We start from the raw sequence: 13,967 nt of genomic DNA on the forward strand, positions 1-13,967 counted from the left end.
AATTCCGCGAGCATTTTAGGTCAGAATCCGCGATGTCAGATTTCAGAGAGCTCAGCCGTTCGGTCAAGGGCCTGACCGTTCTCGTCACCGGCGCCGCCAGCGGCATGGGCCGCGCCACCGCGCTGGTGTTCGCCGCCGAAGGCGCCAATGTTGCCGTCACCGACATCAACGCCGAGGCCACGCAGGCGGTCGCCGATGAAATCAAGGAAAGGGGCGGCAGCGCCAAGGCCTGGGCACTCGACGTCGCCAACGCCGGTGACATCATCAAGGTCGTCGGCGCCATCGCGGCGCATTTCGGCGGCCTCGACATCCTGATCAACAATGCCGGCCTGTCGCTGCGCGCCCCGATCGACGCGGACGGCTATGACGAGGCGTGGACCAAGGCGCTGGCTGTGATGCTGACCGCGCATCCGCGCATCATTCGTGCCGCGCTGCCGCATTTGCGCCGATCCAAATGCCCGCGGATCGTCAACATCGCCTCCACCGAAGCGCTCGGCGCCACCGCAACGAACAGCCCGTACGCGGCCGCCAAGGCCGGCGTCACCGGCCTGACCCGCGCGCTCGCCGTGGAACTCGGCCGCGAGGGCATCACGGTGAACTGTATCTGCCCGGGACCGATCCGGACCGGGATCACCGAGCGGATTGCGGAGGAGCACAAGACCATCTTCGCCAAACGCCGCACCGCACTCGGCCGCTACGGCGATCCCGAGGAAGTCGCCCATATGACGTTGAGCCTGTGCCTGCCGGCCGCATCATACCTGACCGGCGTGGTTATTCCGGTGGACGGCGGGTTGATGGCGCGGAATGCGTAGCTCCCTTCGTCATTGCCGGGCATAGCCGTCTGAAGGACGGCGTCGCTTCCGCTCGACTATGACCCGGCAATCCATCCCTCGAAGAGCACTTTGCGAAGATTGATGGATGCCCGGATCAAGTCCGGGCATGACAGCTGTGCGCTTGGCAAGCGCTCCCAAACGTTGACTTGAGCCCATCACGGAGTAGCTTTTTATCCAAACGAAGCGGGACAACCGCCCGCCTCTTACGGAGAAAACGCCATGACGGTCACGATCCGGCAGCTGGGTAAGCACTTCTTTGGCGAGGTTTCCGGCGTCGATCTGCGAAAACCGCTGACGCCGCAGGAGGCCCAAGACATCGAAGCCGGCATGGACAAATACGCCGTGCTGCTGTTTCGCGGCCAGGACATTACCGACGAGCAGCAGATGGCGTTCGCGCTGAACTTCGGCGAGCGGGAAAATCCGCGCGGCGGCAGTGTCGTCAAGCCGGAGGATTCGCGGCTGGCTCAGACCGGGCTCAACGACGTCTCCAACCTCGGCAAGGACGGCAAGCCGCTGCCGCGCGACAGCCGCGTGAACCTGTTCAACCTCGGCAATTGCCTGTGGCATTCCGACTCATCGTTCCGCCCGATCCCCGCAAAATTCTCGCTGCTGTCGGCGCGGGTGGTGAACCCGAAGGGCGGCAACACCGAATTCGCCGACATGCGCGCGGCCTATGACGCGCTCGAAGACGAGACCAAGGCCGAGATCGAGGACATGATCTGCGAGCATTCGCTGATGTATTCGCGGGGATCGCTCGGTTTCCTCGACTACACCGATGAAGAGAAGGAATTGTTCAAGCCGGTGCTGCAGCGGCTGGTGCGCACCCATCCGGTGCATGGCCGCAAGTCGCTGTACCTGTCGTCGCATGCCGGCGCCATCAGGGGCATGACCATGCCGGAGGCGCGGGTCCTGCTGCGCGACCTCAACGAGCACGCCACGCAGAGCGAATTCGTCCACGTCCATAAATGGACGCTGCATGACCTCGTGATGTGGGACAACCGCCAGACCATGCATCGCGTGCGCCGCTACGACCAGTCGCAGCCCCGCGACATGCGACGCGCCACGGTGGCGGGCACGGCGCCGACGGTGGCGCAACAGGCGGAGGAGTAGCGCGAAAATTTCCTGTCGTCCCTGCGAAAGCAGGGACCCATACGCCGTGTCCTCTCATGGAAATGAGATAGCCGATACAGCGATGGAGCAACCGCCGCACTCAACGACAGGCTTTTGGGGTTATGGGTCCCTGCGTTCGCAGGGACGACACCGAGGGTGTAGCTACGCGCGACCGCCCTCAATGCAGCCTTCCATGATCCCATCGATCTCGGCGCGCGAGAGGACGCCGATCTCGGCAACGAACACCATCCGGGTCCGGGGCATTCCCGCCGGCAGTGGCCCGCCGGGGGCCAGCGTCGCGCGTCCGCCGGCAAACTGAAGCAACATCAACCTGCCGGGCTGCTCCACGGATTCGAACAGCCCCTTCGCCCGCGCCAGCTTCGGCGCGAGCCGATTGATCGCCGCCTGCAATCGGGACAACGACAGCGGCCGTTCCGACGTCCAGCTCAGCGCCTCGAAGCGATCGGTCGCTGGCCGCCGCTGCCCCGGCTCGCGTAGCACCGGCGCGCGATCCGGATCCGAAGGGAAGAGGAGCGCCATCGGAACCTCGCCGTGCGGCGCATCGACCAGCACCGCGGCCGGGCGGATCGCCCGAACAGCATCGCGCACCCGAGCGGAATCGGCCGCCTCCACGAGGTCCACCTTGCTCAGCGCGATCACATCGGCCGCCCGTATCTGGGACCGCAGCAGGGCGTCGTCGAACCTGTCGACCGACGTCGTGGCATCCACGACGCACAGCACCGTTTCGAGCGGCGCCTCGCGCCAGATCACCGGATCCATCAGATTGCGCACGATGTCCTGGGGATCGGCGACCCCGCTGGTTTCGATCACGATGAATTCCGGCCGCGGATCGCGCCGCAACAAGCCAGCCAGCGTGCGCAAGAGATCGCCTTCGAGCGAGCAACAGATGCAGCCATTGCTCAGGCTCACCACGCCGTCGGCGGCGCCGGTAATCAGCTCCGCATCGATATTGATCGCGCCGAAATCGTTGACGACGGCGGCAATCCGCCTGCCCCCGGCATGCGCCAGCAGATGGTTCACGACCGTGGTCTTGCCCGCCCCGAGGAAGCCGGCCACGAGCACGACCGGAACCGGCACCTCAGCCCCCGGCAACGGGCCGGCGCACCGGCTGGCCGGGCCGCGCCGCCACATCGAGCACGCCGTCTGATATCAGCGGCTGGCCGCTGACCACCAGATGACGCACGCCTTCCGACGGGCGGTTCATCGCCGAGAACGTCGCCCGGTCGCTCAGCGTTTCGTAATCGAACACGACGATGTCGGCATCCGCACCCGCCTGCAGCCGGCCTTTCGCGCGCATCGCCGGCGTAGAGGCGCCAAGAATTTCCGCGGGGATCAGCGCGCATTTTCGGATGCCTTCGAGCAGCGACACTTTGCGGCGCTCGCGCACCCACTCGCGGATGAAGCGCGTGAAGCAACCCGCCGAGCGCGGATGCGAGGTCGCGTCGTCGGGCAGCGGCCAGGCGTCGCCGGTGTAGGGGCGGCCGTCCGTCAGCGTCCAGGGCATGGCGTCGGAGGCGATCGCGCCGCCGGGATAGAGCACCGCCATGTCGAGGAGATCGCGATGATGCGCGTTATTGTCGATATCCAGAACGTGCCACAGAACCAGCGTGGAAGGTTCCGCGGCCTGTGCCGCCAGCAGCTCCTGCCGGTCGCGGAAGCGATGCCCGTCGGTCACCCGCTGCACCGAATCATAGCCGAGGCCGTTGCGCGCTTCGAATTCGGGGTCGCTGAAGAACGCCGCCGCCAGCACCGTCGAACCGGTGCCGTAGGGATAGGCTTCGACCGTGATGGGCAGCCCCTGCGCCTGCGCCTTGGCGACCAGCGCGACGCAACGCTCGATGTCTGTCTTGCTGGAAGAATTGAAATGGCAGATGTGCATGTGCGCGCCGGTGGCGCCGGCATAGCCGATCAGGCGGATATAGGCCTCCGCAGCGCTCTCCGGATCGATGCGCGCCATGTAGGCGACGTGGGTGAAGGTCGGCACCTCGCGCGCCGCCGCCAGCTGGCACACGGCGGTCAGCTCCTGCACGCCGGCGCCCGGGGCATAGGCGTTGAGGATACCGATGCCGATGCCACCCTCGCTCAGCCCGCCCCCGATTCGCTCGAGGATCCCTGCCACTTCGGTTTCGCTGGCCACGTTGTCGATCCAGCGGCGGTCGCGCATCGCATTGCCGAACGCCTCCAGCGAGCTTTCCGCGTTGGAGCCGGTCATCGCACCGATACGCGCGAACGCCCAGTTGACCGCGGCGCCGTAGTTCAGCACGCGTCCTTTCTCGGCCTGGCGCCGATACCAGGATGCGACCGGCAAGACGCCGGCCTCGAGGTCGAGCGACGTGGTGACGCCGTCGAAGGCCTGCATGCGGTCGGCCGGGATCGACTGGCCGTGCGCGTGCAAATCGATGAAGCCGGGGGCCACGACCAGGCCGGTAGCGTCGATCGTGCGCTCGGCGCTGCCAAGCCCGGTGCCGACGGCGGCGATCTTGCCATCGAGCACCGCCACATCGCCGATGGCGTCCATGCCGCTGGCCGGATCCACCACCCGGCCACCCGTTATTACCAAACCAGCCATCTCGTCACTCCCGAATTCTGAAAGCCGTTCCCCGCGGAGCCGGCTCAGCTTCGGAGGCGTGCGGACTGGCGAACAAAAACCGCAGCGACCCATAGAGGCAGATTTTCGGACGGGCAACAACCTCTGCCGGCGGAGGGGCATGCATCCGCGAGTGGCACAACGGAGTGGCGGTATAAAATCCATCGTCGTCCCTGCGGACGGAGGGACCCATACGCCGTGACCTCGATGGTAAAATCCAGGCGGGAGACACACGCGCGTCAGAGTGCCACCGCACTCAACCATACACATTTGGGGTTATGGGTCCCTGCGTTCGCAGGGACGACGCGGTGGGTGGGGCTACGCGTGCCCAGCTTCGTTCGACAGCATCGCCAGGTCGATCCCGATCTTGCGCAGCGCACGCTGGTATTTCTCGTCGACGTCGTCGCCGAAGATCAGGTCCGCGTCGGCGGCGCAATGCAGCCAGCCATTGTGCTGGATTTCGTCCTCAAGCTGCCCCGGCGCCCAGCCGGCATAGCCCAGCGCCAGGATCGCGTGCTTGGGTCCCGAGCCCTTGGCGATCGCTTTCAGGATATCGACGGTCGCGGTCAGGCAGATGCCGTCATCGATATTGAGCGTGGCATCCTTGATGAAGAAATCGCTGGAATGCAGCACGAAGCCGCGGCCGGTATCGACCGGACCTCCCTTGAGCACCTTCATGGTCTCGGCATTTTCCGGCAGCGTGATCTGATCCGATGTCTTGATGATATCGAGCTGCACCAGCAGCCCCGGGAAATCGATGCTGCCGGCCGGGCGGTTGACGATGATGCCCATCGCCCCTTCGGACGAATGCGCGCACATGTAAATGACCGAGCGCTCGAAGCGCGGATCGCCCATGACCGGCATGGCGATCAGCAGCTGGCCGTCCAGATAGCCGTCACCGGACGAACTGTCGCCTGCGCCGGCGGCTTTGCGGCGCGCGGCCTTCGTTGTCGTCTTCGGTGGCGCCGTCTTCGGTGTCTTGCCTTCAGGGCTCATCCGCAAAAGGCCTCTCTTGCTGATTCATATCCTGATATCGGGTGGCGGTTCTGTCAATCAAGCGAAGACTTGTTAGCCCTGCGTTGTATTCGGCCGCGGATCACAAGCAATTCAATGGTTTGCGGCCAAACTTGCCTGTAAAGACGTCTCATGATCGGTATAGTTCCCATGCGGGCCGCACTCGGCATTGCCGCCACTCTGGCTGTCGCATGCACGGCCATCGAGGTTCGCGCCGAGGATGCCTCGCCCTGGCAGCGCGACACCCATTCCGCGATCCGGCTGCTGGCGGGATCGCGCAGCGGCGCGGTGCTGCTCGGCGGTATCGCCATCCAGCTGCAGCCGGGGTGGAAAACCTATTGGCGGACGCCCGGCGATTCCGGCGTTCCGCCCCGCTTCGACTTCTCCAAGTCGGACAATGTCGAGGCGGTGACGGTGTTGTGGCCGGCGCCGATGAAGTTCGATGACGGCGCGGGCGGCTTCTCGCTCGGCTACAAGCAACAGGTCGTGCTGCCGCTGCGGATCGTCGCCAAGAATACCGACAAGCCGGTGACGCTGCGCGCCGACATCAACTACGCGGTCTGCGACAAGCTCTGCATCCCGGTCGACGCCAAGGCGGAGCTCGCCTTTGCCAGCGTGGCGAGCACCGAGGACGGCAATCTGTCCGATGCGCTCAACGCGGTGCCGAAGCCGGCCAATGTCGGCGATCCCAATCCCCTCACCATTCGCGACGTCAAGCGCGAGGGCAAGGCCAACGTGCTGGTCGACGTCACCGCGCCCGGCGGCAAGGATGTCAGCCTGTTCGTCGAGGGTCCGACGCCGGACTGGGCGTTGCCGATTCCGAAGCTGATCGAGGGCGGCCCGCCCGGCGTGAAGCGTTTTGCCTTCGAACTCGACGGCCTGCCGCCGGGCACGAGCGCCGACGGCGCCGCGCTGAAACTGACGCTGGTCGGCGGCGACCGGGCCTATGAGTTCAATGTGAATTTGCAGTAGCTTTTTCCGTCGTCCCCGCGAACGCGGGGACCCATACGCCGCGGCCGTCATTTGCGGCACGATGGCAGACACCTTTTCAAACAACAACGCCCTGTGGTTATGGGTCCCCCGATGCGCAATTGCGCATCTGAGATCGCGCTTCGCTTGTCCGGGACGACAGCGGGAGACCGAATCTTAACGAATCGTTGATACATCGGGGCATCGCCGCCGCCTCGCGGCCTTTCGAGGATGCCTTGCTGTGGCCGTGATGGACACCGAATCCGCCTCCGCTTCGCCTGCCGGCCCGATCGCGCGCCTGCGCTCGCTGCTTCGCGGTCTGTTTGGTAGTTCGGGCGAAGCGTCGCTGACAAAACGACTGGCCGGCACGATCTTCATCATCCGCGTGATCAGTGCGGCATTGGCCTATTTCTCGCAGATCCTGCTGGCGCGCTGGATGGGCGGTTCGGATTACGGCGTCTATGTCTATGTCTGGACCTGGGTGCTGCTGCTCGGCAGCATGATGGATTTCGGCATCTCGGCGTCCGCGCAAAAGATCATTCCGGAATACCGCGCCAGCGGCCAGCATGCGCTGCTGCGCGGCTTCCTCTCCGGCAGCCGCTGGATGACGTTCGCGGTGTCGTCGCTGGTCTCGCTGGCGCTGGCGGGCGTGGTGAAAACACTGTCGCCGTGGATCGAGCCCAACACGATTGTACCGCTCTATATCGGCTGCCTGACGCTGCCCGCCTTCGTCGTCGCCAATACCCAGGACGGCATTGCGCGCTCCCATGACTGGATGCGGCTCGGCCTGATGCCGCAATTCATCGTGCGCCAGTCGCTGATCATCGGCCTCACCGCCGGCGCCTTTGCACTCGGCTTCAATCTCGGCGCCACGGTGGCGATGCTGGCCAGCGCCGCCGCGGTCTGGCTCGCGATGATCGGCCAGATGGTGGTGCTGAACCGAAGGCTCGCCGGCCACATCGAGCCCGGCGTCAAGGCCTATGATTTCCGCGGCTGGCTTGCGGTCTCGCTGCCGATCCTGCTGGTCGAGAGCTTCTATCTGCTGCTCTCCTACACCGACGTGCTGATGCTGCAGCAATTTCGCTCATCGGAAGAAGTTGGCGTCTATTTCGCGGTCGTGAAGACGCTCGCGCTGGTGTCCTTCATCCACTACGCGATGTCGGCAACAACAGCCCATCGTTTTGCGGAGTATCATGCGCTCGGCGACAAGGCGCGGCTGTCGGCCTATGTGGCGCACGCGATTCAATGGACGTTCTGGCCCTCGCTCGCGGCCACGATCGTTCTGTTGGCGCTGGGCAAGCCGCTATTGTGGCTGTTCGGGCCGCAATTCGTGGTCGGCTACGACATCATGTTCATCGCCGCTGTCGGCCTCGTGGTGCGCTCCGCCATCGGCCCGGTCGAGCGGCTCTTGAACATGCTCGGCCATCAGCACATCTGCGCGCTGGCCTATGCGCTCGCCTTCGTCATGAACGTGGTGCTGTGCCTGCTGCTGGTGCCACGCTACGGCGGCCACGGCGCCGCGGCCGCCACCACGATCTCGCTGGCGTTCGAGACCGTGCTGCTGTTCTGGATCGTCCGGCAGCGGCTCGGCCTGCACGTGCTGGCGTTCGGGAAGCGCGGCTCTTAACCTCGCCCCGCTCTTGGCGGGGAGAGGTCGAAGCCGCAGCGAAGCGAAGGCTTCGGGTGAGGGGAGGGGCACTCGCTCAGTGCCAACAGCCAATCTTCGAAGACAGCGTTGCTCGGCAAGCATCGTGCCTCGCCCCTCACCCGCTCGCAAACGCTCGCGACCTCTCCCCGCCAAGAGCGGGGAGAGGTTAAGTGTCCCTACTCCGCGGTCCAGCCGCCGTCGATCGAGAGGTTGGCGCCGGTGATCTGGGCGGCATCGTCGCCGCACAGGAACAGCGCCAGGGCGGCGACCTGCTCGGAGGTGACGAATTCCTTGGTCGGCTGGGCGTCCAGCAGCACGTCGCGGATGACCTGCTCCTTGGTAAGGTTGCGCGCCTTCATCGTCTCGGGGATCTGGTGCTCGACCAGCGGCGTCCAGACATAACCTGGCGAGATGCAGTTGCAGGTGATCTTGTGGGTCGCAACCTCCAGCGCCACCGTCTTGGTGAGGCCGGCGATGCCGTGCTTGGCCGACACATAGGCCGACTTGAACGGCGAGGCCACCAGCGAATGGGCGGAAGCGGTGTTGATGATGCGGCCCCAGCCGCGCCTCTTCATGCCGGGCACGGCGGCGCGGATGGCATGAAATGCCGACGACAGGTTGATCGCGATGATCGCATCCCACTTTTCGATCGGGAATTCCTCGATCGGCGACACGAACTGGATGCCGGCATTGTTGACCAGGATATCGACCGAACCAAAGGTCTTCTCGCCGAGCGCGATCATTTCGGCGATCTCGGCGGGCTTGGTCATGTCGGCGGACGAGTAAAGGGCCTTGACCTTGTAGTCGGTCTCGATGCCGGAACGCTCTTTCTCGATGTCGGCCGGTGCACCAAAGCCGTTGATGACGACATTGGCGCCGGCGGCGGCGAAAGCGCGCGCGTAAGCCAATCCGATGCCGCTGGTCGAGCCGGTCACGACGGCGGTCTTGCCTTTCAAAATACCCATTCTGGTCACTCCTGTTTTTTGCTTTCGGGGGCGCTGGAAACGTCCCTCGTGAGATCGTAGGTCACCATGGTCTCCCCGGACTGCGGCCGTTCTAGCCATTCTTTGTGACGCATCGACAAATGCACGTCGCGGGCACCCGCATTCCAGTGCTCGACCACCCCGACATGCGAGAAATCGTAATCCTTGGATGAGGATTCGTAGTTCTTGCTGCGGTAGATCAGGTGCACCACCGTGACGGTGTTTTCCTTGACCGCATTGCACAGTATCGCCACCGACGGATCATTCTTGAGATCATCGGGCAATTTGGCGACCAATTCACGGAGCGCCTTGCGTGTGTTGTGCACCTGCTTGTTCTTGTCGGTGTTCATCCGGGTACGGCTGGAAAAGCGGATGTCTTTTTCACGCTCGGCGGCCTCCAGCAGTGTGGCCGGCAGATCGCCGCGCGCGCTGAACAGGTCGACCTGGAAGATCAAAAGATCGCGGTCGGTTTCCTCATCCAGCACGAAATCGAGCGGCGTGTTGGAGGCGATGCCGCCGTCCCAGTAATGCTCACCGTCGATGAGGATGGAAGGAAAACCCGGCGGCAGCGCGCCGGACGCCATGATGTGCTCCGGCCCGATCTTCTTGCCGAGCTTCTTGAATTCCACATTGTCGAAATATTTGAAATTGCCCGAGGTCACGCCGACGGCGCCGACGGAAAGCCGCATCTTCAGATCGTTGATGCGGTCGAAGTCGACCAGACGCTCCAGCGTCTTCTTCAGCGGTGCGGTATCGTAATAGCTCAGCGATTGCGGGCTGCCCTGCGGCCACAGCGGCGCCGGCGGAAGCCGCGGCGTGAAAAATCCGGGCACGCCGAAGGTCGCGATCAAGGCGGCGCTGGTCTCGTTGAACAGCGACCGCGCGCGGTCACCCGGCGTAATCGGATTCCACGACACCGGCGACGACACCATGTCCCAGAATTCCTTCAGGCGATCGACGCGTGTTGCCGGGTCGTTGCCGGCTATGATCGCGGCATTGATCGCGCCGATCGAGATGCCCGCCACCCATTCCGGCTCGAAGCCGGAGCGGCACAGCGCCTGAAAGGCGCCGGCCTGGTAGGAGCCGAGCGCGCCGCCGCCTTGCAGCACCAGCACGCGTTGCGCATCCACGGGCTTCGTTGCGGGCGCGGGGTTGGATGTATCCATCGTGACCGTCAACCAGAGGGCAATGATCTTGATACCGTGGCGGCAGTTCGCGACGGCGTCAATCAGCCAGACCTAAGCTCGGCGAGACCTAAGCAAAGATCACGCCTAATTTATCGGGTTTAGGTTGACGCCAGAATGAGCGTCCAGAACACCTTGTACTTGGTGTTGGGGGCATAAATCGCCGCGATGCCCAATTTTGTGACACCGTTCTTGAGCATGTTGGCCTTGTGCGGCGGCGAGTCACGCCAGCCCGAAAAAGCCTCCGCCAGCGTGTGATAGCCGGCCGACACGTTTTCAACCGCGAGCTTGGCCGGATATCCGGAAGCGCCGAGGCGCTTTTCCAGCGGGCCCTTGACGTCATGATCGAGCTTGTTGCGCTTGGCCATCGCCTGCGATTGCGCTTCGGCAAGTTTCATCAGGTCCGGGTCAACAGCCACGGCGGCAAGGCCGTTGTTCTGGCGGTAGAGCGAAATCATCGAGGCCGCCGCTTGCGGATCGAGCGTGGCGCCGCCATTGGCCATGCTGAGATACATGGTCGGCTGGTCCGGCGCCCTGGCGGTGTCGGCCATGCAGCCGCCCAGCAACAAAAGTCCAGCTATCGCGGCCGCGGCGCGCATGAATCAACCCCCGTGATGTCACGCTGTTGTTGCATACCAACCGTGGCTGAATGGTGAACGCGGGGCTAATTTCGGCCGTCATTCCGGGGCGCGAAGCGAACCCGGAATCTCGAGATTCCGGGTCTGGTCCTTCGGACCATCCCGGAATGACGGGGGCCTCAATCCTGCGCCGCAAAAATGCGGTAGCGGCGGGGCTGCAGGCTCACGATTTCGCCGGCCTGGAGTTCCCGGTCGCGGGGGGCGTCGATTTCGATGATGGTCTTGCCCTCGCCGCCTGAGAGCGCCACCTCGGCCCGCTGGATCGGGCCGAACGAACGGACATGGCGCACCGCGCCCTCCAGCGATCCGGACCCGGCCGGCCCGATCTGCATGTCATGACGCCGGACGAACAGCTTCGAGGCCCCGGAAGCCGCGCCATTGGCGGCGATATTGAGCGGCCGGCCGCCGAGCCGCACCGAGCCGCCACTGACATCCACCGGCAGCACGATCGACTCGCCGATGAAGCCGTGCACGAAGGCGGTGGCCGGGTTGTCATAGACCTCGCCGGGCGAGCCGATCTGCTCGATACGGCCCTTGTCCATGACGACGACGCGGTTGGCGACTTCGAGGGCCTCTTCCTGGTCGTGGGTGACGAAGATCGAGGTGACGTGGATCTCATTGTGCAGCGAGCGCAGCCATTGCCGCAGCTCCTTGCGCACCTTGGCGTCGAGCGCGCCAAAGGGCTCGTCGAGCAGCAGGATGCGCGGCTCGATCGCAAGTGCACGCGCCAGCGCAATGCGCTGGCGCTGGCCGCCGGACAATTGGCTGGGGTAGCGGTCGGACAGCCAGTCGAGCTGCACCAGATCCAGCAGTTCCTTGACACGGGCGCGGATGGTGGCCTCGTCCTTGCGGATGGCGCGCGGCTGTACCCGCAGGCCAAAGGCGACGTTTTCGAACACCGTCATGTGGCGGAACAGCGCGTAATGCTGGAACACGAAACCGACATGGCGCTCGCTCGCGCCGCGCGCCAGCGCGTTCTCGCCGTCGATCAGCACTTCGCCGGCATCCGGCCAGTCGAGCCCGGCGATGATCCGCAGCAGCGTGGTCTTGCCCGAACCGGAGGGACCGAGCAGCGCCAGCAATTCGCCCTGATCGACTTTCAGATCGACATTGTCGAGCGCTGCGAAGCTGCCGAACTTCTTGACGATGTTTTTGACTTCAATGGTCACGCGGTTCCTGTCCTTCGTCCAGACGTCGCTCGAGAACGGTTTTCACGACCAGCGTGATCAACGCCAGCATCGCCAGCAATGACGCAATCGCGAACGACGCCACGAATTGGTATTCATTATAGAGGATTTCGACCAGCAGCGGCATGGTGTTGGTCTCGCCGCGGATATGGCCGGACACGACCGACACCGCGCCGAATTCGCCCATTGCGCGCGCGTTGCACAGCAATACGCCATAGAGCAGGCCCCATTTGATATTGGGCAGGGTGACGCGGAAGAAGGTCTGCAGGCCTGACGCACCGAGCGAAATCGCGGCCTCTTCCTCCTGCGTGCCCTGCTCCTGCATCAGCGGGATCAGCGCGCGCGCCACGAAGGGGAACGTCACGAAGATGGTGGCGAGCGCGATGCCGGGCACGGCAAACAGGATGTGGATGTCATGCGCCTGCAGCCATGTGCCGAAAAAGCCCTGCGCGCCGAACAGCAGCACGAAAACGAGACCCGAGATCACCGGGCTGACCGAGAACGGCAGATCGATCAGCGTGATCAGGAAGGTCTTGCCGGTGAAATCGAACTTGGCGATGGCCCAGGCCGCGATAACGCCGAACACCAGATTGAGGGTGACGGAAATCGCCGCCACCAGCAGCGTCAGCTTGATCGCGGAAAGCGCCTCCGGCTCGGCCAGCGCCACCAGATAGGCGCCGATGCCTTTGGAAAAGGCGCTTGCGAACACCACGACCAGCGGCAGCACGACGAACACCGACAGGAAGGTGACCGCGAGGGAGATGATGATGAAACGGACCGGCCCCGGCTCGGTACGCAGATTGTCCGGCGATGTCCCGGTGCGCGGGCGCGCGCGCTCGATGCGCGAGGGCGGCGGGGAAACGGTGAGGTCCGCCGTCGGGGCATAGGCCCGCAACTCGGTCGCTGACGTCACCACACTCGATTGCGTCGACATCGGTCCCTCAATGCGCCGGAATACGGGTTTGGGCCCAGCGCTGCAGGCGATTGACCGCGAAGATGATCAGGAACGACGCCAGCAGCATGACAACCGCAATCGCGGTCGCATCGGCGTAGCGGAACTCGGAGAGCCGGATCACGATCAGGAGAGGCGCGATTTCCGACACGTTCGGCAGATTGCCGGCAATGAAGATGACGGAGCCGTATTCGCCGACCGCGCGCGCGAACGCGAGCGCAAAGCCGGTCAACAGCGCCGGAATCAAACTCGGCAGGATCACCCTGAACACGGTGTGCCAGCGGTTGGCCCCGAGGCTTGCCGCCGCCTCCTCGATTTCGACGTCGAGATCGATCAGGACGGGCTGCACCGTCCGCACCACGAAGGGGATGCCGATGAACACCATCGCGATGAAGATCCCGATCGGCGTGAACGCGACCTTGATGCCGAGTTCGGCCAGCGGCGCACCGAGCCAGCCTTTTTGCGCAAACAGCTGCGTGAGCGCGACGCCGGCGACCGCGGTCGGCAGCGCAAAGGGGATGTCGACGATGGCGTCGAACAGCCGGCGGCCGGGAAAGCGATAACGCACCAGCGCCCAGACGATGATGGTCCCCATCACCAGATTGACCAGGGCGGCGAGAAACGAAAGCCCGAACGAGATCTTCAGCGCATTGAGGGTGCGGCGGCTGGTGATGATGCCCCAGAACTGATCAAGGCTGAGCTCGAACGTCTTGAGGAACAGGCCGGCCAGCGGCAACAGGATGATAATGGAGAGCCATGTCAGGGTCAGTCCCATGGTGAGACCAAACCCCGGCAAGCTGCTCCGCCGTGCCACCGCTATGCTCACAAGTCCCCCTGATTG

13 protein-coding genes are annotated in these 13,967 nt (G+C 64.4%); 4 read left to right on the top strand and 9 right to left on the bottom strand.

Features of this window, described 5'->3' with window-relative positions; genetic code table 11:
• Positions 1-32: 32 nt before the first annotated feature.
• Both JQ575_RS09635 and JQ575_RS09640 read left to right on the top strand, forming a co-directional pair.
• Positions 33-812 (top strand): SDR family NAD(P)-dependent oxidoreductase, encoded by a 780-nt coding sequence (locus JQ575_RS09635; RefSeq protein ID WP_212032973.1) that lies wholly within the window; start codon positions 33-35, stop codon positions 810-812.
• A gap of 240 nt (positions 813-1,052) precedes the next feature.
• Entirely contained in the window at positions 1,053-1,943 is an 891-nt protein-coding gene (locus JQ575_RS09640; RefSeq protein WP_212032974.1) for a TauD/TfdA family dioxygenase, read from the top strand.
• A 162-nt stretch (positions 1,944-2,105) separates the two neighbouring features.
• Here JQ575_RS09640 and JQ575_RS09645 read toward each other — a convergent pair whose 3' ends face one another.
• The 3 genes from JQ575_RS09645 to JQ575_RS09655 all read right to left on the bottom strand — a co-directional run bounded on the left by JQ575_RS09645 (position 2,106) and on the right by JQ575_RS09655 (position 5,547).
• Positions 2,106-3,041 (bottom strand): GTP-binding protein, encoded by a 936-nt coding sequence (locus tag JQ575_RS09645; protein WP_212032975.1) that lies wholly within the window; start codon positions 3,039-3,041, stop codon positions 2,106-2,108.
• A gap of 1 nt (position 3,042) precedes the next feature.
• A complete protein-coding gene (locus tag JQ575_RS09650; protein ID WP_212032976.1) occupies positions 3,043-4,533 on the bottom strand; it encodes an amidohydrolase family protein in 1,491 nt (496 codons plus the stop codon).
• A 336-nt stretch (positions 4,534-4,869) separates the two neighbouring features.
• Positions 4,870-5,547: a YqgE/AlgH family protein gene (locus JQ575_RS09655; RefSeq protein WP_212032977.1), complete on the bottom strand. Its 678-nt coding sequence runs from the start codon at positions 5,545-5,547 to the stop codon at positions 4,870-4,872.
• A 150-nt stretch (positions 5,548-5,697) separates the two neighbouring features.
• On the opposite strand from JQ575_RS09655, the gene JQ575_RS09660 reads away from it, so the two are divergent.
• Complete coding sequence (locus tag JQ575_RS09660) at positions 5,698-6,537, top strand: protein-disulfide reductase DsbD domain-containing protein (RefSeq protein WP_212032978.1); 840 nt, start codon at positions 5,698-5,700, stop codon at positions 6,535-6,537.
• A 247-nt stretch (positions 6,538-6,784) separates the two neighbouring features.
• Complete coding sequence (locus JQ575_RS09665) at positions 6,785-8,161, top strand: flippase (RefSeq protein ID WP_212033055.1); 1,377 nt, start codon at positions 6,785-6,787, stop codon at positions 8,159-8,161.
• A 197-nt stretch (positions 8,162-8,358) separates the two neighbouring features.
• On the opposite strand, the gene JQ575_RS09670 is transcribed toward JQ575_RS09665, so the two are convergent.
• From JQ575_RS09670 to cysT, 6 genes are all read right to left on the bottom strand, one after another.
• The gene (locus JQ575_RS09670; protein ID WP_212032979.1) at positions 8,359-9,147 is read right to left on the bottom strand and encodes a 3-hydroxybutyrate dehydrogenase; all 789 of its coding nucleotides are present in this window, start codon (positions 9,145-9,147) and stop codon (positions 8,359-8,361) included.
• Between the two features lie 5 nt (positions 9,148-9,152).
• Positions 9,153-10,331, bottom strand: a complete 1,179-nt coding sequence (locus JQ575_RS09675; protein WP_212032980.1) for a DUF3734 domain-containing protein — start codon at positions 10,329-10,331, stop codon at positions 9,153-9,155.
• 119 nt (positions 10,332-10,450) lie between these two features.
• Positions 10,451-10,948, bottom strand: coding sequence for a CAP domain-containing protein (locus JQ575_RS09680; RefSeq protein WP_192736918.1), 498 nt, complete (start codon positions 10,946-10,948; stop codon positions 10,451-10,453).
• A gap of 158 nt (positions 10,949-11,106) precedes the next feature.
• On the bottom strand, positions 11,107-12,156 hold the full coding sequence (locus JQ575_RS09685; RefSeq protein WP_212032981.1) for a sulfate/molybdate ABC transporter ATP-binding protein: 1,050 nt from the start codon (positions 12,154-12,156) through the stop codon (positions 11,107-11,109).
• A complete protein-coding gene (gene cysW, locus JQ575_RS09690) occupies positions 12,146-13,108 on the bottom strand; it encodes a sulfate ABC transporter permease subunit CysW (protein ID WP_212032982.1) in 963 nt (320 codons plus the stop codon). Before cysW ends, JQ575_RS09685 begins: the two co-directional genes overlap by 11 nt.
• Before the next feature lie 7 nt (positions 13,109-13,115).
• Complete coding sequence (cysT, locus tag JQ575_RS09695) at positions 13,116-13,922, bottom strand: sulfate ABC transporter permease subunit CysT (RefSeq protein WP_283813791.1); 807 nt, start codon at positions 13,920-13,922, stop codon at positions 13,116-13,118.
• Between the last annotated feature and the right edge of the window lie 45 nt (positions 13,923-13,967).

This window comes from Bradyrhizobium sp. JYMT SZCCT0428, from assembly GCF_018131075.1.
GTDB lineage: Bacteria > Pseudomonadota > Alphaproteobacteria > Rhizobiales > Xanthobacteraceae > Bradyrhizobium.